Annotated in this window: 12 protein-coding genes; 3 read left to right on the forward strand and 9 right to left on the reverse strand. The window is 69.5% G+C overall.

Annotated features, from left to right (window positions below; translation table 11 throughout):
- Positions 1–748: 748 nt before the first annotated feature.
- From ACZ5WE_RS06590 to ACZ5WE_RS06600, 3 genes are all read left to right on the forward strand, one after another.
- Complete coding sequence (locus ACZ5WE_RS06590; RefSeq protein WP_467685132.1) at positions 749–1,072, forward strand: hypothetical protein; 324 nt, start codon at positions 749–751, stop codon at positions 1,070–1,072.
- Between the two features lie 20 nt (positions 1,073–1,092).
- On the forward strand, positions 1,093–3,753 hold the full coding sequence (locus ACZ5WE_RS06595; RefSeq protein ID WP_467685130.1) for a helicase associated domain-containing protein: 2,661 nt from the start codon (positions 1,093–1,095) through the stop codon (positions 3,751–3,753).
- A 442-nt stretch (positions 3,754–4,195) separates the two neighbouring features.
- Positions 4,196–4,801: a dihydrofolate reductase family protein gene (locus tag ACZ5WE_RS06600; protein WP_467685128.1), complete on the forward strand. Its 606-nt coding sequence runs from the start codon at positions 4,196–4,198 to the stop codon at positions 4,799–4,801.
- 592 nt (positions 4,802–5,393) lie between these two features.
- Here ACZ5WE_RS06600 and ACZ5WE_RS06605 read toward each other — a convergent pair.
- From ACZ5WE_RS06605 to ACZ5WE_RS06645, 9 genes are all read right to left on the reverse strand, one after another.
- Positions 5,394–8,096 (reverse strand): fumarate reductase/succinate dehydrogenase flavoprotein subunit, encoded by a 2,703-nt coding sequence (locus tag ACZ5WE_RS06605; protein WP_467685126.1) that lies wholly within the window; start codon positions 8,094–8,096, stop codon positions 5,394–5,396.
- Positions 8,097–8,110: 14 nt separating this feature from the next.
- Positions 8,111–8,899, reverse strand: coding sequence for an ABC transporter ATP-binding protein (locus ACZ5WE_RS06610; protein WP_467685124.1), 789 nt, complete (start codon positions 8,897–8,899; stop codon positions 8,111–8,113).
- The gene (locus ACZ5WE_RS06615) at positions 8,896–9,813 is read right to left on the reverse strand and encodes an ABC transporter permease (protein WP_467685122.1); all 918 of its coding nucleotides are present in this window, start codon (positions 9,811–9,813) and stop codon (positions 8,896–8,898) included. Before ACZ5WE_RS06615 ends, ACZ5WE_RS06610 begins: the two co-directional genes overlap by 4 nt.
- Positions 9,810–11,195 (reverse strand): ABC transporter substrate-binding protein, encoded by a 1,386-nt coding sequence (locus ACZ5WE_RS06620; RefSeq protein WP_467685120.1) that lies wholly within the window; start codon positions 11,193–11,195, stop codon positions 9,810–9,812. The genes ACZ5WE_RS06615 and ACZ5WE_RS06620 overlap by 4 nt, the downstream gene beginning before the upstream one ends.
- An 80-nt stretch (positions 11,196–11,275) precedes the next feature.
- Positions 11,276–11,503, reverse strand: a complete 228-nt coding sequence (locus ACZ5WE_RS06625; protein ID WP_365373906.1) for a 4Fe-4S dicluster domain-containing protein — start codon at positions 11,501–11,503, stop codon at positions 11,276–11,278.
- Between the two features lie 89 nt (positions 11,504–11,592).
- A complete protein-coding gene (locus ACZ5WE_RS06630; protein WP_467685118.1) occupies positions 11,593–12,363 on the reverse strand; it encodes a GntR family transcriptional regulator in 771 nt (256 codons plus the stop codon).
- 1,413 nt (positions 12,364–13,776) lie between these two features.
- Positions 13,777–14,379, reverse strand: coding sequence for a hypothetical protein (locus ACZ5WE_RS06635; protein WP_467685116.1), 603 nt, complete (start codon positions 14,377–14,379; stop codon positions 13,777–13,779).
- Positions 14,376–15,317 (reverse strand): serine/threonine-protein kinase, encoded by a 942-nt coding sequence (locus ACZ5WE_RS06640; protein WP_467685114.1) that lies wholly within the window; start codon positions 15,315–15,317, stop codon positions 14,376–14,378. Before ACZ5WE_RS06640 ends, ACZ5WE_RS06635 begins: the two co-directional genes overlap by 4 nt.
- Complete coding sequence (locus ACZ5WE_RS06645; protein ID WP_467685112.1) at positions 15,314–18,850, reverse strand: protein kinase domain-containing protein; 3,537 nt, start codon at positions 18,848–18,850, stop codon at positions 15,314–15,316. The genes ACZ5WE_RS06640 and ACZ5WE_RS06645 overlap by 4 nt, the downstream gene beginning before the upstream one ends.
- Positions 18,851–18,855: the final 5 nt, after the last annotated feature.

The following is an 18,855-nucleotide window of genomic DNA, read 5'->3' on the forward strand; positions in this document are numbered from 1 at the left end:
CCCGCGGAGCGGGTACCACATCGCTGCGCGATGTGCAAGCGAACACCCGCGCTGCGCGCGGGTGTTGCGCTCCCGCTCCGCGGGAGCGGAGCGGGACGCTGCGCGTCCCGCTCACCAAGCCCGCTTCGCGGGCTTGGTGACGCTCCGTCCGCTGCGCTTCCGGAGCTGTGGGGCTTCGCCCCACTGGCCCTGGGCTTCGCTTCGCTCCGCCCTGGGTCGGCGGAGCCGCTGCGCTCCCCCGCCTCAAGGGCCCTTCCGGCTGCGCCTCCAGGGCCCAGAGGCCCGCTTGCGCGGGTCTGGCTGGCTACGGGGAGCGGGTGTCGCTCGTTCGTGTCGGGTTCTAGTGTAGTGGCTGCCTCAGATAGATGCAGCATGTATCATTGGCAGAAATCTGGGACACCCGCCAGTCACTCGGGAATCTCCCAATTTCCGAGAGAATGGCCAGATGACCGGTCACCACGAATCTACCGGACCAGATCCCACGCTGAGCAGCGATTCGGTGCGTCGGGTGACGCAGTATCAGACGGCGGGTGTGAACGCCCGGTTGAGACTGTTCGCGCTCCTGGAGCGCCGGGCGCCCGGCGAGCGAGGCGGACGGCCTGGTGGCCGGGGCGCAGTGCGAGGTGGGCGGCTGGGACGAAGGGGTGATGGCGGTGAGCGAGGCCCTGGGGGGCATCGTGGGCCAGGACTGGCCACGGCGCGGCGTCGGCCGGGCGGGGTGGCTGAGCTGGCCGTACATTTCGCGGACGTGAGGCAGCGTGAACGGGCGGACCTGGTGTGGCTGGAGGGGTTCGTCCGGGAGTCCGTGCTGCCGCGCGGCCATCCGTACATCACGGCGCGGCGCCAGGTGCTGGAGGTGCTGGGCGAGGCCGGCGGTCTGTGTACGGCGCGGACGGTGAACAGCGACGAGGACTACATCCTCTGCACGCGCGGTGTCGGGCACTACGACCCGGACGACCAGTCGCCCTTCAAGGACGGAAAGCCCGGCTGGCGTAGGGCGGGTGCGTCGATCTGGAGCGGCTCGGGTGCGGCCTGCATTTCGCACGTGGCCATCGAAGGGCCACAGGAATAGGAATCGGGGAGGGCTTAGAGATGTTTTTGGTTCCGCTCAAGGAACACCAGGTCGACCAGAAATTGTGCTTTCGTAATTGGGTCGGATTTCCTGCAAGATCTTTTGTGCCTCCGGAGGGGGCGCGTGCGATGGGGGTGTCCGCGACCGGGTCCGGTAAGACGATCACCACCGCTGCGTGCGCTCTGGAGTACTTCCCGAGCGGGCGGATTCTGGTGATGGTGCCCACGCTTGACCTGATCGTGCAGAGTGCCCAGTCCTGGCGGCGGGTCGGGCACCGGGCGCCGATGGTCGCGGTCTGCTCGGTGGACAAGGACGAGGTCCTGGAGCGGCTCGGAGTGCGTACCACGACCAACCCGATCCAGCTCGCCCTGTGGGCGGGGTCCGGGCCGGTGGTCGTGTTCGCTACGTACGCCTCTCTCGTGGACCGCGAGGACCCCGCCGATGTCACTGGCCGTGGGACTGTTCCTGGGCCGTTGGAGTCGGCTCTGGCGGGCGGGGAGCGGCTGTACGGGCAGCGGATGGCTCCGTTTGACCTGGCCATTCTGGACGAGGGGCACATGACTGCGGGGGATATGGGGCGGCCGTGGGCGGCGATCCATGACAACAGTCGGATCCCTGTCGACTTCCGGCTCTACCTGACTGCCACCCCGCGGATCCTCGCCGCGCCCCGCCCGCAGCGGGGTCGGGACGGGCGGGAGGTGGTGATCGCGTCGATGGAGGACGACTCCCACACGTACGGCACCCGGATTTTTGATCTTGGGCTGGCGGAGGCGGTGGAACGCTCGATCCTCGCCGGCTTCGAGATCGACGTGCTCGAGATCCGCGACCCGGACCCGGTCCTGGGGCTGTCGGAGGACGCGCTGCGCGGCCGGCGCATGGCCCTGCTCCAGGCAGCATTGCTGGAGCACACCGCGCAGCAGAATCTGCACACCACCATGGTGTTTCACCAGCGGGTGGAAGAGGCCGCGGCGTTCGCCGAGCAAATGCCGCGCACCGCCGCCGAGCTGTACACCGCTGAGGCCTCCGCGGCGGCGCTGGCCGAGGCGGAGGAGCTGCCTGCGTCGTCGATCGACGCTGAGCTGTACGAGCTGGAGGAGGGCCGGCACGTGCCTCCGGACCGGGTGTGGGCGGACTGGCTGTGCGGGGACCATCCCATCGCGCACCGGCGTGCTGTGATCCATCGGTTCGCCAACGGCATCGACGCCCACAACCGGCGGGTGCACCGGGCGTTCCTGTCCTCCGTACGCGCCCTCGGGGTCGGGGTCGATATCGCCGGACTGCGCGGGGTCGAGGCCGTGTGCATCGTCGGCTCGCGCAGCTCCCAGGTGGACGTCGTCCAGAACATCGGACGTGCCCTGCGCCCCAACCCCGACGGCACGACCAAGACCGCGCGGATCATCATCCCCGTCTTCCTCCAACCCGGGGAGGACCCGAAGGACATGGTCGCCTCGGCCAGCTACCAGCCCCTGGTCGACATCCTCCAAGCCCTGCGCTCGCACTCGGAACGCATGGTCGACCAGCTCGCCTCCCGCGCCCTGACCCGCGGTGAGGAACGCCGGCGCACCCACATCCGGCCCGCGACCGGGGCCGGGCCGGAGAACGGGGACGAGACCGAGGAGACCAGCGAGGCGCAGCAGGAGGTCGACCGGGTCACCTCGGTCGTGGTCAACTTCGCCTCCCCCCGCGACGCCGCCGACATCGCCGCTCTGACCCGCTGCCGTGTCATCCGGCCCGAGTCCCTGGTCTGGCTGGAGGGCTACCAGGCCCTGATCCGCTGGCGCACCGAGAACGAGATCACCGGCCTGTACGCCGTCCCCTATGACGTCGAGACCGAGGTCGGCACGACGAAGGACTATCCCCTGGGCCGGTGGGTGCACCAGCAGCGCAAGGCGCTGCGTGCCGGTGAACTCGACCCCCACCGCAAAAACCTCCTGGACGACGCCGGAATGGTGTGGGAACCCGGCGACGAAGCATGGGAGAACAAACTCGCCGCACTCCGGTCCTACCGGCGGGCCACCGGGCACCTCGCACCCCGACAAGACGCGATGTGGGGCGACGGCGAGGGGGACGGCGAGCAGCTGGCCATCGGACAGCTCCTCGCCAACCTCCGCCGCAGGGGCGGCCTCGGCAAGGACCCCGGGCGAGCGGCGCAACGCGCACAGCAACTGGCCGCGATCGACCCGGACTGGAACTGCCCCTGGCCACTCGACTGGCAACGCCACTACCGCGTCCTCTCCGACCTCGTCGACGCCGACGGCCACCTGCCCGACATCCAGCCCGGCGTCCTCTTCGACGGCGACGACATCGGCAAGTGGCTTCAGCGGCAGAAACAGCCGGGCACCTGGGCGCAGCTGTCCACCGAACAACAGGAGCGGCTTGTCGGGCTGGGCGTGACGCCCGCAGAGGCCCCGGCTCCCGCCTCGGCGGGCAAGAGCCCGGCGAAGGGGACGGGCAAAGCGCAGCAGGCATTCCAACGCGGCCTGACCGCCTTCACCCAGTGGATCGCCCGCGAGGGTGCCCAGAAGGCAGTACCGAGGGGACACGTCGAGCCCGTCGTCATCGAAGGCCAGGAGCACCAGCACAAGCTGGGCGTCTGGTACGCCAACCAGAAACAGCGCCGGGACAAGCTCACCCAGGACCAGCGCGCCGCCCTGGCGGAGCTAGGCGCGGAGTGGGCGTAACGACAGGACAGGAGGAAACCGGTTGTGGAGCGCCAGGCGGCCTGCCCCTCCTTGTCCAGATGTGGCCGTCAGCTCTCGGGTTCGCCGATGTAGGTGTTCGGCATAATAATCTGTTCGATGCCAGGGGAGAGACGTAACGATCGCCACTACGCAGCAGGCACTCCAACAAGCCGCCGACCATCACCAGGCTGCAGAGCAGAGGGATGGCGGTGTAGGGCACTGACCGGACCGCCACCCGAACAACCACCAGCACCGAGCCCCCAGACCGACAGGCTGGCAATCACCAGGGCCAGGGCGAGCTCGGCAGGGCTGGCGAGGGCTTGCAGGTTGATGCCGGCGGCGTGGACCCATTGCGGCGAAAGCCGTACCTCAACAGCGTGGCCGATGAGTTTGTGGCACCCGGCCGGTCCAAGCTCGTGGCACCTGAGGAAAGGACACCGCCATGTCGGAGCTTCTCGTCGACTTCATCACCTCCCTCGACGGCCACGCATCAGGAGAGGGGTGGCCCGGGTTCTGGGGCCTCGAGGGCCCGGAGTACCTCGCATGGCTCGGCGAGCAGCCCGAGGCCACCTACCTGATGGGGACGAACACCTACCGCCAGATGTCGGGCTTCGCCGCAGGCGAGGTCCCGAATGGCCAAGACGAGTTCAGGCCCGAAGAAGAGGCGTCTGTCGACGAACTCACGCAAGCGTCCAAGATGGTGTTCTCCTCCTCACTCGAGGAGCCACTGACGTGGGCCAACTCCACGCTCGTTCGCGACGACGCCATCGAGGCGGTCCGAGCCATGAAGTCGAGCGGCTCAGGGCTCCTGAGTACGATCGGCAGCCTCCGCCTGTGCCGGTCCCTGCTACGAGCCGGACTCGTCGACCGCTTCCGCGTCGTGATGTTCCCGGTGATCACCGGGGCCACGGGCGCAGAACGCATCTACGACGGCTATCCGGACGTCGCCCTCGAGATGATCGGGCACCGCACCTTCGACGGCCGCACCCAACTGGTCGAGTACAAGCCCCGCGTGCTCGAACACCCGCCGCTCGGCGCCCCTGCGTGAGGTCACCCCGTCCACGGTCTCCCGGCCCAGGGCCCGTCGAAGGAGCCGACCGGCCGCGCGACCACCCCACGCAGTGGCTCCGGTGTCATCGGGGATGCGCAGCCGGGCACGCCGGTCTGGTGCTGACTCCATCATCCGTATCCGGCCAGAAGAAGGCCGACGAGCTCCAGTGTAGTCAATGCGCAAGCGCGCCTCAGGCCGTGTCTCAACGCGCGCTAGTCTGAGACCTCGGGCCCCGTACAGCGGGAGCCGCCTGTTCCTGCAGATCCGCGAACGCGGCTACCGGGGACGCCGCCAGATGGTTCGTACGTATCTCGCCGCTCCTCGGTCGGGCCCGGCCGAGCCGATCCGCGCAGACACCCCCCTCCACGGAGCATCTCAACAGCGGCTGCCTGCACGTCCTCTGGGTGTGCGGCGAGTTGTGGGCTCCACTGTCCCGCGCTGAACCGCATCCCGCGTACGAAGATGATCGGCGGTGCACCCGCTGCCGTCGCCGGGGGCTTCGGCTCTCTCTGCCTCAACTACACGCTCATGCCGGTCGATCAGTGAGCGGGGGCGGGGCGATGAGGGGCGTGGGTCTGTGGCCAGCCGGTCAGGCAGGCGCAGCCGCCCGAGCCGCGTAGGCACGGACATCCGCGTCCGGGTCCAGGACTGCCGTGGTGAGTGCCGTACGAGCGCCCTCGTGCGCCGGGTGCCGGAGCAGGGCCAGGACAGCGGCCTTGCGGACGTCGGCGTTGGGGTCGCCGAGTGCCTTGGACAGCGCGGGGACGGCGCGGTGCGGGTCGGCCGCGCCCAGGGCTGTGGCCGCACCTGTGCGTACCTGCCAGGACGGAGCGGCCAGCGCGTCCTCGGCCGCGAGGTCGTACGGGGTGGGGCAACCCACGGAGGCCAGAGTGGTGAACGCTGCCGCGCGGACCAGGATGTCCGCGTCGTCCAGCAGGGGGGCCAGCGCCTGCGGAGTGTCCAGGCCGCGGGCCACCGTGACGCGGACCTCGCGGGCCGGGTCGACTCCCGCGCGGGCGACGGCGTCGAGGGCGCCGACCGAGACCAGGGCGCGCACCGATGCGATACGGACCTCGATGTCCGGATCGGCGAGGGCAGGGGCGTAAGCGGCGGCGTCGCCCAGGCGCAGGGCACGCAGGACATCCAGGGCCGTTGACCGGACCAGGGCGTCGCCATGCGCAAGCGCGGTGTGCAGTCCGCTGCCCAACTCCGGCCCGGGGGTAAGGACTTCGATCAGTTCGCGCAGGGATGCGGCAGCGGCACCGCGGACTCCCGGATCCGGGTCCGCGAGCGTCGCGGCCAGCGCCGGGCCCGTACCCGCCGGGACGGTCTCAGTGAGCGCGGCCACCGCAGCGCGGCGCACTGCGGGGTCCGGGTCGGTCAAATAGGGGTGCAGGAGGGGGAGTTCGGGCTCCTCCTCAATGAGGGTGAGCAGTTCCAGGATGCGTGGTGAGTGGGAGGCGGCGGTGGTCGTGTCCCGCGTTTCCGTGCTGCTCGTTCGGGTGGGCGATCCGACCGGGGCCAGGTCGCGCTGCCCGGCCGTGGCCACCTGCTCCGGGTGCACCTCGCCCAGGTGCCGTGACGCGCCACCGACCGGCGTGAATTCCGCGACCGGGACCAGGTACGGCTCCACCGGGCGCGCGGTGAACTCCATCGTTCCGGCCGGGGACTTGTGAAGGTCCAGGTGGTGCAGCCAGACGTCGTCGTCACGCTTCGGGTGGTCCGTACGCTCGTGGTAGAGGCCCCAGCGGGACTCTGTCCTGGCCAGGGAGGAGCGGGTCGCCATCTCCGCGCAGTCCCGGATGAAGTGCACCTCGGCGCAGCGCATCAGCTCGTGCGGTGTCTGCGCGCCCATCTCGTCGATTTCGCCGCGCATCCGCTCGAAGTGGTCCACGGCCAGCGACAGCCGCGCGCCCGACTTCGGCGGTGCTACGTAGTCATTCACGAAGCGCCGCAGTTTGTACTCGACCTGCGGTTGCGGAGGTCCGTCCGGGTTGCGCAGCGGGCGGTAGATCAGTTCGTGGGCGTCTTGCACCTGCTCGGTCGGCAACTCGCCCTCGTACGCGCCGCATCGGGCGGCGTCCGCGCCCGCCAGGTCGCCGAAGACGAACGCGCCGATCATGTAGTTGTGCGGCACGCAGGCCAGGTCCCCCGCGGCATACAGACCGGGCACGGTGGTGCGGGCGTGGTCGTCCACGCGGACGCCCGACGCCGAGTGGCCTCCGCACAGGCCGATCTCGGAGATGTGCATCTCGACGTCGTGGGTGCGGTAGTCGTGGCCGCGGTTCGCGTGGAAGGTGCCCCGTGTCGGCCGCTCCGTGGAGTGCAAAATGTTCTCGAGGGCGCTGATCGACTCTTCCGGCAGATGGCTGAGCTTGAGGTACACAGGCCCGCGGTCCGAGGCGAGTTCGGCCGCGAACTCCGACATCATCTGGCCCGACCAGTAGTCGGAGTCGACGAAGCGCTCGCCGTGCCGGTTGACCTGGTAGCCCCCGAAGGGGTTGGCCACGTAAGCGCAGGCGGGGCCGTTGTAGTCCTTCATCAGCGGGTTGATCTGGAAGCACTCGATGCCGGTGAGTTCGGCACCGGCGTGGTAGGCCATGGAGTAGCCGTCGCCCGCGTTGGTGGGGTTCTCGTACGTGCCGTAGAGGTAGCCGCTCGCAGGCAGGCCGAGGCGGCCGCACGGACCGGTCGCGAGGATCACGGCGCCCGCGCGCACGGTCACGAACTCGCCCGTACGCGTGTTGAATCCGGCCGCTCCGACGGCCCGGCCGTCCGCCGTGAGCACCCGGACCGGCATCACACGGTTCTCGATGCGGATGCGTTCGCGCATCTCGCGGCGGCGCAACTGCCGGTAGAGGGCCTTCTTGACGTCCTTGCCCTCGGGCATGGGCAGGACGTACGAACCGGAGCGGTGCACCTGGCGCACCGCGTACTCGCCGTGCTCGTCCTTCTCGAATTTCACCCCGTACGACTCCAGTCGCTGCACCATCGAGAAACCGCGGGTCGCGGTCTGGCGGACGGTGGACTGGTCGACGATGCCGTCGTTGGCGCGGGTGATCTCGGCTATGTAGTCGTCGGGTTCGGCGCGGCCGGGGATCACGGCGTTGTTGACGCCGTCCATGCCCATGGCGAGGGCGCCGGAGTGGCGGACGTGCGCCTTCTCCAGGAGGAGGACGTCGCGGCCCTGTTCGGCCGCGGTGAGCGCCGCCATCGTGCCGGCCGTGCCGCCGCCGATGACGAGGACGTCGCAGGAGAGCTCCTGGGCGTCGGTGACTGCGGGGATCTGCATGGAAGGAGGGCCTCTCAGGTGCCGAGGGACGTCAGAACGGTGCGGCGCAGCTCGACGGTGGCGGGGGCGTCGTGGGACGTACGGTCGCGGGGGCGCGGCACGTCGAGGACGGCCAGGGGCCTCGAGGTGCGGCCGGTGCCGAGGAGCGCGACGCGGTCGCCGAGGAAGATCGCCTCGTCCACGTCATGAGTGACGAAGACGACGGTCGCACCCGTGCCGCCCAACACCTCGGCCAGGAGCTGCTGCATCCCGGCCCTGGTCTGCGCGTCGAGCGCGCCGAACGGCTCGTCCATGAGGACGGCCCGCGGATCTCCCGCGAGGGCACGGGCGAGCTGGACACGCTGCCGCTGACCTCCCGAGACGCGGTGCGGGAGTTTGACGCCGTGCCCTCCGAGGCCGACACGCTCCAGCCATTCCTCGGCCTGGGCGCGGCGCCCGGAGCGGCTCAACCCCTGGATGGCCAGCGGCAGTTCGACATTGGCGCGCAGAGTGCGCCACGGCAGCAGCGCGTCGTCCTGGAAGATCAGTGCACGTTCGGCGTGGGGTGCGGTGATGGGGGCCCCGTCCTGGGTGATCTGCCCGCCGAGGGGAGGCAGCAGCCCGGCGAGGGTGCGAAGCAGGGTGGACTTTCCGCATCCGGACGGGCCGACGACGGTGAGGACCTCGCCGGGTGCGATGTCCAGATCGAGCCCGTCGAGGACGGCGGCCCCCGCCCGCCCGATCGAAGCGCCGCGCAGGGTGAGCCGGGTTCCTCGGGGCGGGGCGAGGACGGGAGCGAGGATGGTCTCGAGGGGTGTGCTCATGGGCTCACGCCTCCTTGCGTCTCCTTGTGCGGGTGGTCCGGGGCGTGGACGGGGGTACGCATCCCGGCATCATCGGCCGTGGTGATGCGGGGTTCTGCTCGCGGAATCCTCGGCCGGTTCCGGCGTGGCAGCACCGGTGCCTCGAGGCGGGACGCCGTGCGTGGCAGCCACCGCGTCATCCTTCGGCCCAGCACCTCCAAAGCCGTCGACGTCATCCACCCGAGGGCTCCGATCGTCACCATGCCGACGAAGACGCCGGGGTAGTCGACCACCGTGTAGTCCTGCCAGGTGCGGTAGCCCACCCCGTACTCACCGGAGATCATCTCTGCTGAGATCACACAGATCCACGAGACGCCGATGCCGACGGAGAGCCCGCCGAGAATGCCGGGCAGTGCCCCGGGCAGGACCACCGAGCCGAGGACGCGCCACCGGCCGCCGCCCATCGTGAGCACCGCCTCCTCCCAGACCGGGGTCAGGGCGCGGACCGCGTGCCGGGTGGAGACCATGACGGGGAAGAATGCCGCGGTGAAGGTGATGAACACGATGCCCTGCTCGTTACTGGGGAAGAGCAGGATCGCCACGGGTACCAGGGCGATCGCCGGTATGGGCCGCAGTACTTCGAGGACGGGACCGAGCAGGTCGGCGGCCAGGCGGGAACGGGCGATCGCCGTGCCGACGGCCACGCCTGCGACCGCCGCGAGGGCGAAGCCGGCCAGGATGCGGCTGAGGCTGTCCGTAAGGTCCTGCCAGTACTCCTCGCTGCCGATGCGCCGCCCGAACTCCCGCGCGACGTCGATGACCGTGGGGAACTGCTCGAAGCGGAGCCACAGTTCGACGTCGAGCGCGGTCAGGAGCTGCCACAGGCCGAGCGCGGCGGCGAGCGACAGGGCGCGCAGCAGATGATGCCCTGTCATGACGCCTGCCCCTGCGCCTGGTTGTGTGTGAGGGCCTGCTTGTACGAGATGGTGCGCGCCCCCGGATGCGCCTTGGTGTAGGCCGTGGCGGTGGAGGGCGTGACGAAGGGCAGCAGCTTCTTGCCGTCCGCCACCCACACGGCCTTGTCGGCGAACCAGGGCGTCCCGGTCGTGGTGTCGGGGACGTACGCGGCACGCACCTTGCCCTGGTGCGCGGCTGCCTGGCGCAGCATGTCGGCCGGTTCGGCGAAGGACCGGGTCTTGTTCTCGCCCTTCAGCCAGAGCTCGCTGCGCGGGGGCTTGGGGGTGGCGGTCAGGGCGGTGGCGTATCTGTCGCCGTACGCCTTCTTCATGTATCGCTCGTCGACGAAGGCGTCGACATCGACATCGCCCACCAGCTTCGCCGACTTCAGGACGGGCACGTCCTTCTTCAACGCATCCACCAGCGCGGGTTTGATCGTGGTGTCGAAGGTGGCGATGCCGTGCGCGCCGTTGTAGAGGTAGACGACCTCGGGCGGAAGACCGGTCGCCTTCGCCACTGATTCCGCGGCCGCGACAGGCCACTTGTTGAGGTGGTCGGTCGCCTTGGCTTGGGCGCGCAGAAAGTCCTCCAGGACTCCGGGGCGCTTCTTCGCGAAGTCGTCCCGCGCGGTGACCCCATGGAAGGTCGGCAGGTCCAGTTCCGCACCGTCGTACAGTGCTCGGGCCCGGTCTTGGAAGGCGAGCAGGCCGGGCCATGCCACGAACTGCGAGAGAGCGTCAGCGCTGCCCGCCTGGAGCGCCGAGGCACCCACGGCGGGCTGCTGGTTGAGCTTGCGGATGTCGTTCTCCGGGTCGATGCCGGCCTGCCGCAGCGCCCGTACCAGGGTGCCGTCGGCAGCCGATCCGACGCTCGTCGAGACCTTCTTGCCGCGCAGGTCCTTCAGTGCAGAGAGCTTCGAATCGGTGCCGGTGACAATGGTGTTGAGCCCTCCGCGGAGGTTGTATCCGGTGACGGAGACGAGCTTCGTCGGCCGGTTCAACTGGGTGCCACGGGCGGCGTTGATCAAGAGGGGGAAGTCGCCCATCGACCCGATGTCGATCTTCCCGGCAGTCATCTGCGCGGTGATCGGGGCGCCGGTGGCGTAGTCCTGCCATTTGACCTTGTACGTGACGCCCTCGCGCTTGCCGCGCGCGGCGAGTTCGCGCTCGAAGTAGCCGAGCGACCGCAACAGCGTGCCCGCGGTGACGGTGTTGATGGTCTTGGACTGGTAGCCGATGGTCACGGTGACGGTGCCGGAGTCGTCCGCGCTCGCGCCGCCGCAGCTCGTTAGGGGCAGGGCCAGCAGGATGGCCGAGGCAGTGGCAAGCGCCGTGCGTTTGGTGGGAGCTGTGCGTTTCATGGGAGCCGTACGTTTCACGGGAGCTGTGCGCCTCATGGGAGTGGGAGCCTCTCGACCTTCGCCGCCTTCCTTCGCCGCCATCACCGGAGCAGATAGGGCATGTTGACCGTGACCGCGCCCGTGGGGCAGCGGGCGGCGCACGGCCCGCAGTACCAGCACTCATCGACGTGCATGAAGGCCTTGCCGCTGTCCGGGTTGATCGCGAGCGAATCGAGCGGGCACATGTCGACGCAGAGCGTGCAGCCGTCGATGCACTTCGACTCGTCGATGGTCACGGGCACGTCGGCGCGCTGGGGGGCCAGAGGCATGGCTGTCTCCCGGAAAGAGTGGCGGAGTGAGAAATCAGAAGGACCGGCGGGCCGGCCGGCGGGCCCGGTGGCCCGCACGGGCCGGTGGTTCAGAGCGCCCGGTGGAGCAACCCGGTCATGGCAATGCGGTCACCGCGGAAGCGAATGAACTCCAGGTCCACGGGACGCCCGTCGGACAGCGAGGTGAGGCGTTCGAGCATGAGGACGGCGACGCCGCGCGGGGCCTCGAGAACGGCGGCGGAGTGCACGTCGGCGTTGACGGCCTCCAGGGTGATCTCGGCCGTGCCGAGCGGCTGACCGGTCAGGGTCTCGAGCAGCCGGAACACATCTGTGTTCTCCAGATCGCAGCCGATGAGACCGGCGCCGATGTCCATCGGGATGTAGGTGAGATCGAGGGAGAGCGGCAGGCCGTTGAGCCGGCGCAGCCGCTCGATGTAGAGCACGTCGGCGTGCTCTACCAGGCCGAGCCGCTGCGCCACGGGTGCGGGCGCGGGGACGGGACCGACCGTACGGACTTCGTTGGTGACGTCGCCGTGTTCGTGCAGGGTCTCGGCGAGGCCCTGCAGCCGGTCCAGGCCGTGCGGATACTTCTCGGTCACCACGACGGTGCCGACTCCGGGCTGCCGTTCCAGCAGCCCTTCTGTACGGAGCAGATCCAGCGCCTGCCGGACGGTGTTCCGAGAGACGTGGTAGTCGCTGCCGATCGCGCCCTCCAGCGGCAGGACACCGCTGGGAAAGCCTCCCGTGCGCACCTGGTGGCGCAGGAGGTCGGCGAGCTGCCGCGCTTGGTCCGCGCGCAGCCGACGCCGGCGTGCGGCGGCGACCGGCACAGTGTGCTCGCGGATACGTTCGGCTGGCATGCGACGGACCATACCGACGTGGCCGCGGTCGTGGTGTTGCCGGAGTATTGCGCCACTCGACGCCTCACATGCACCGGGCCTGACCTGCGTGTTCTCGCGGCCGTCGGAAAGATCTGCCAGGGCGGCTGCTCCACGCAGGGTGCTGCCACTGGTGCGGTGTCGAGCAGCGGGTCAGGGGGTCACGAGCCAGTGGTCCGGTGTCCAGCGGAAGGTGCGCGAGCCGCCACTCGCGCAAGGACGTGACGGTCGCCGACGGCTGACCTGCCGGGTGCGTGTTCCGAGGCGATCGACACGGCGAACTGCGGGCCGCAGCGCGTCGACATCCTGGGCGCCGACATCACCCTCCAGCGGCTTCAGCGCCAAGCCGTCGACGAGATCACCGCCGTGCTGGCCGTCTCCGGACAAGACGCTCACCCAGCACAAGGACCATGGCGCCACCTCCCGACGAGGGGCACACCGCCCCCAGAGCCCGCGCCGCGGCCACACCGGATAAGGAGCCGGACAGCCTTGCTGCCCCCGCTCCTTGTCCAGCGGCGAATCCCAGTGCTGCAGACCAGCGCTCACACGCCACCACGGGCGAGGAGCTGGGCGTGTTTCCCCCTCTCTGGCGGCCTCACCGGCCCTCACTGAAGTCCTGTATCCGTGGTTTCGAATAGAGGCGGCCGCGGGCAACCGCAGCGGCCTCGCTGCCGCGATCTCCCGCCTCGACCAGATCAACCACTCACTCAGTCTCCCGATGGAAATCGAGACCGAACAACTCACACACCAACTCCTCAACCAGAACAGCCCCGCTGTAGGTTCCGCAGATACGCGAGCAATTCCGCGTGATCACGAGCACTGTTCGAGCATTTCCGCGTGATCATGGGCAGCGGTAACGTTCCGTAGTTGTCACTTGACGTCTGTTAGCGATCTTCCGGATTGGGCTGTGCGTCCCCGTCGCACCGTCTCAGTATGGCCGCAGAGCGCCCAAGTAAGGGCCGTAGCAAGCACAACAGCCCTGCTGCGTCGATTCGGTACGTGGACGGGGCGGTTCGCGAAGTCCCCTTTCAACCAGTTGCGGTTGAGGGACCTCGACGAGTCGGACCCGTGGCAGCGGTTCGTTCGGTAACGGCATGGCGCACTACTCGGGCGACTACGCCTCGGCGACGACGGGCAGCCGACGGCATTCCAGCCGCGGGCCCTGGGCCGGTCGGACTGGTACAGCCCTAGCAGCGCAATGCGTGCTGGACCAGCGGGCACGGGAGATGGTGGAGGGCGCGGCCCACCTTCACCACTAACTTTTGCGTTTGGATCAGCGGGCGGACCAGAGATAGCTGCGCATCGTCGGGGGCGCGGCCAGTCGGGGATTCCGGCGCGGCGAGCGCGACATCCTGCGCTCTTGAGTCCGCCATCGCCTGGTGAAGCTGGGTGAGGTCACGGGCGCCTCCTGCTGCGGAAAGGGGCCCTGGGGGTAGCAGGCATCTGAAGCCCTCTGACCACCTGGACGCGCTCGTCGGTATGGCCCTCGATCAGGTCCATCAGCAGCGTCGAGAGCTCGTCGCGTTCCAGCTGCGCGTGTCCGAGGAGCTCAAGGACTTCGGCCTCGGTGTCGGCCCATGACGGCGGCCCGGGCGCAAGTGCCTCCTTGAGACGGCGGGTGACGGAGGCCAACAGTTGGGAGATTCCCTCCGGTTGGCCGTCCGTGCCCGCTGTGTAGGTTCCCTGCCGGAACCAGATGCCGTCCTGGGTGAGGGCGTCGAGGGCTTCCTGAACTTCGGAGGCGAGCCTGTCGGCCGTTTCGCCGAAGGCGACCGCGTCACCTGGCCGCTCCAGTCTGAGGTCCTGGGCCGTGTGGTCAAGAAATTCGTACCAGGCTCGCACTCTCGTCCTGATCCGCACGATACGAGCTGTCGCCGCCTCCGCCTTGACCAGCCGTGCGGCATGGCGCTGTCCGTGAATCTGAGTGACGTAGGCCAGGACGCCTGCGACAAGGGCCCCGCCAACAGCCCCGATGAGCCCGTAGAGTTCTCCGCTCATGGCCGCGTTCCCCTGGTTCCCTCGCCGCCTGGGGCCAGGGGCGCCAAGCCGTTGCAGTGTGACAGCAGCTCGCGCAGTTCACCCATGGTGGTCATGGCGTCGCCCGGCTCCTCGCACAGTGCCCGGTCGATCGCCCTCGCTAGTTCACGCGAAACCTGTGGGTTGTGGGACCGGACCGGTATCGGTGAGCTGTCGAGTACAACCTGCCAGGGGTCGGCGCCGGGTGGGAAGGGCCGAGGGCTGGTGAGCGTAAGCATCCAGTACAGGCAAGCTGCCAACGACCACACGTCGACCTCGGGGCCGCTGTACTTGAAGTCGACGACTTGCCCGCGCGACATGAACTGTGGGCGGCCGACCGTGGTGCCGGTCAGGGTGAACCCGCTCAGACCGGCCTCGTCGAAGGCCTTGGCAAGGCCGAAGTCGCCGACCTTGACATCGAAGATCTCGCCGGAGGCGTCGCTCGGGTTGCGGGCCGCGCTGATCAGGAGGTTCTGCGGCGTGACGTCGCGGTGGACGACGCCTTGGGCGTGTGCATGAGCCAGGCCGTCCATGGCCTGGTCGGCGACGCGCAGAACCTCTTCCGGCGTGAAGGGGCAGTCACGCCGCCGCGCGGCCCACTGGTCGAGGCTGCCACCGGGGCAGAACTCCCCGTACAGGACGAGGGTCTCGTCGATCTCGTCGACGCGGTGGAGGGCTGCGATGTGTGGGTGGCTCAGTCTGCCGGTGACCTCGGCCTCGCGGCGGAAGCGGGCCAGGGAGTGCGGTCCCGGCACGACGCGCGGGAGCATGACCTTCAACGCGAAGTCCCGCCCGGTCGCCGTGTCGCGGGCCAGGAACACGCTGCCCATGGCTCCCTTCCCCAACTCGCGCAGGATACGGACACCTCGCTCGGCGAGGGCGGCGCGCACGGAGGGCTCCAGCCAGGCCGCGCTGGTCATGGGGACTCCTCCACTTCGTGCTCGGCGGACCTTGGTGCCAGGTCCCAGTCGCACTCCCAGACACCGAGTGCGCCACCAGAGCTACCAGTCACCAGATGCCGCCCGTTCCTCGTCATGTACACGCCGTCGATTTCCCCGTCCTGCCAGAAGAGTTCACCCACCTGCTCACTCGACTCCCACTTCCACACACGTACGCGGCGGTCGGTGGAGGCGGCGAAGACGTAGCGGCCGTCCGGAGACAGACACATACCGCGCCAGAAAGTCATGGGTGGGGCCTCCAAGCGCCGCACGAGGCCCCCCGATTGCAGCGCGCGTACCTCGATGGGGCTATTCAGGAGCGTTGCCGAGACGACGTGTCGCCCGTCCGGAGTCACTTCGAGGGAGTCGTGCCCTCCGATGGCCGACCGGGCGTGGAAGCGCAGGAATCGCCCCGTGCTCAACTCCCATATTCGCACCGCGTGTTCCTCCGGCCCGGTCGACAGGACACACTGGCCGTCCGGGGTCACCCTCAGCGCCGTCACCGGCGCCCTGTGCCCTCTCAGGACCCGCACGCAACGGCCGCTTGCAACGTCCCACACGAGGATCCTGCGGTCTTGGCCCCCGGACAGGAGGAGGCGACCGTCGGGACTGAAGCACAGTGCGGACACCGCGTCTGTGTGTCCTACGCGCTTGTGCAGGCACTCTCCGCTCGAGCGCTCACCGCTGTCGTGCTCTCCGCCTGCGAGACGCCAGAAGCGCAAGGATCCATCCACCCCTGCCGTGGCGGCGAACCGGCTGTCGGGGCTCACGGCGCCGACGGTGACCGCCGCGTCATGGCCCTCGAGGGCTGTGTGCCGCTCGCCCGTGGCGACGTCGGACAGCCACACCCGCCCGCCGTCGCCCGCCCTTTCGCCAGCAGGCATGGCCGCCAGTACGTGGGATGCGCCCGACACGTCGCACATCGCCAGCGGAAGCGTGTCGGGGCCGCCCAGGGTGTGGCTGAGCCAGCCTCCGCGGAAGGCGGTGCGGGCGGAGACCAGGGCCAGCCGGCCCCATAACTCCAGTACTCTGCTGTCCCGTTCGTGCCCCTCCTGGTCGCGGGCCCGCTCCAGCAGTCGGTGCGCGCGGTCCCACTCCCTGGCGGCGAGGGCTTGCCCGGCTTGGGCGAGATGGTCGTCGACATGCGCCCTGACCGCGTACTGCACCGCGACCGACCGCGGCCGGGAGATCTGCAGAGGGCTCTCGGGCCCCGCGGCGAGATGCCTCGCCCGCAGTTCCCCGTCACGCACATGGATCACGTATCGGCCATCGGCGCTCAAAGCGGCTGGGAGGTGGAACGCGGTGCCGGTGGTGCCGATGGTCAAGGTGAAGAGGCAGCGGCCTGATTCCAGATCCCACGCGCGGGCCGCACCGTCGCTGCAGTGCGTCAGCACCCAGCGCGAGGCGCTGTGCGCCGGAGCCGTCCGGGGCACCTCCACGTGATGCACCGTTGTGGGGTGAGCGGCCAGTTCCCGCACCGGAGTGCCGGACGGCAGCTCCCACAGGCGGACCGCTCCGCCGCCGTGCCCCGTGACCAGTCGCCCGTCCGAGGTGACGCACAGAGAGGCGCACTTTTCCGCCGGGAAATCGAGGAGTGCGGCACGGCGGCCGGTCGCCAGTTCCCACACGCCCACCTGAGTACTTCCGGCCGAAACGACCACCCAGTGGCCGTCCGGTGTGACGTGCAGTGCGTCCACCGGACCGGCGTCGTCGGCGGAGGGGCCGGCCAGAGTCCGTATGCACCGCCGGTCGTGCAGATCCCAGACCTGGACCTCGCCCTTCTCGCAGGCGACCAGCGCGTGCCGCCCGTCCGGGGTGAGTGCGACCGCCCGTACTCTGTCACGAGCCTTGATGAGTGCGGGATTTCGGCCGCGGCCCACCTCCCAGAACCGGACGGGGCCGTCGCGGTGGAGCACTTCGGCCGCGGCGGCCCGGCGGGAGTGCTGGGCTGTCGCGACGAGGTGCGTCCGTACTCGGCGGTCGTGCACGACACGGGCGAAGCGCCCGGTCATCAGATCGCACTCCCACAGGCCGTCGTCGGCTGCGATGACGGCCTGGCTGCCGTCCCCCACGGGAAACACCGGGGGGCCGCCCCAAGCACCGCCGTGCATGTCGGGGCCAGTGCACTCCCACAGGACCACACCCGTGACGACGTCACGCAGAGTGAAATGTGTGACTGGGCCAAGATTGTCGATGGCGAGAACGCGGGAGGTGTGTGGTACCGCGACCACCTGCAGAGCTGGCTCGAAGTCGTCGACCGGCTTGCACGCTTCCGGCGCGGTGTTGTCCGCTTCGGCGTCCGCACCACTGTCGCCTCGCTCCCGACCGACCAGCCGCAGCAGCGGATCGATGCGCAGCGGGTCCCCGTCCGCCGCGCGCGCGGCTCGCAGCGTGTGCAGGACTGCCCCGTCCGTCGCCACCCCCTCGCGCCACCTCAACACGCCATTGTTGTACGTCGCTTCGGGGTGGTATGGATCGGCGGCGAGCGCTTGGGCCAGCAGCTGTTCGGCGTCGGCGGCACGGCCGAGGTCGAACATCGACAAGGCGCGGTTGTTGAGCTCGTCTGCACGCATCTGCCCCGGCACGGGTCGCAGGCGGGGGTATGCGGCCCCCGACACTTCCCGATAGATCGCGATCAGCGTTTCGGCGCACTCTCCCATGCTCACGGGTCTCTCCCGAGGCGGCCGACGCAGACACCGGGCGAGGAGGTCGCCCAGCGCGTCGGGGATCGCCAGAGCAGGCTCGGGCCGCCAGCGGCCGCCTTCACGAACCTCGCGCCTCTCGGCATCCCCCTCGCGGTGGGCACGCCGCCGCAGGGCGTCGAGTGCCGCGCCGGCGGCAGCACCCGTGTACCAGGTCACCTCTCCGGAGAGCATCTCGAGCACTGTCGCGGCGAAGCTCCACATGTCGCTGGCAGGACCGAGCCGTTGCCCCGCGAGCTGTTCCGGCGAGGCGTAGGGGCGGGTCATGCCACGCACGGTCACCGACAAGTCGGCAGCCTCCGCACACCCCCCTCCCGCGCTGTCCGGCGGACGGCTCGCCCCTGCTCGGGCGAACGCCCGCGCCAGTCCGAAGTCCGTCAGTTTCACGCTGCCTTGCGCATCGAGAAGGACATTGCCCGGTTTGACGTCCTGGTGGACCAGGCTCCGCGCGTGCGCATGGGCGAGCCCCCACGCCATCTGGACAGCGATGTCGAGCACCCGCAGCAGCGCGATGTCGCACCCGCCCGCGTACAACCGCCCGTCGTCGAGCCAGGCTCGCAGGCTGCCCCCTTCCACGTACTCGGTGAAGACCAGCGGTACCCCGCTGACGACGCGGACGTAGTGACAGAAGCACAGATGCGGATGCAGCCCGATCGACATCCATGTCTCGGCCTCTTCGACGAAGCGCTCCACACCGTTGGCCTGGGCGAGGAGTTCGGGGCGGGGCCGCTTGGCGGCGAGGTCGAGGCCCCACTGCTTGTGCCGCACACGGTAGACGAGGCCCATGCCCCCGGCCCTGTGTACATGAGTCACCTCGT

This window comes from Streptomyces sp. NPDC033180 (assembly GCF_055577645.1).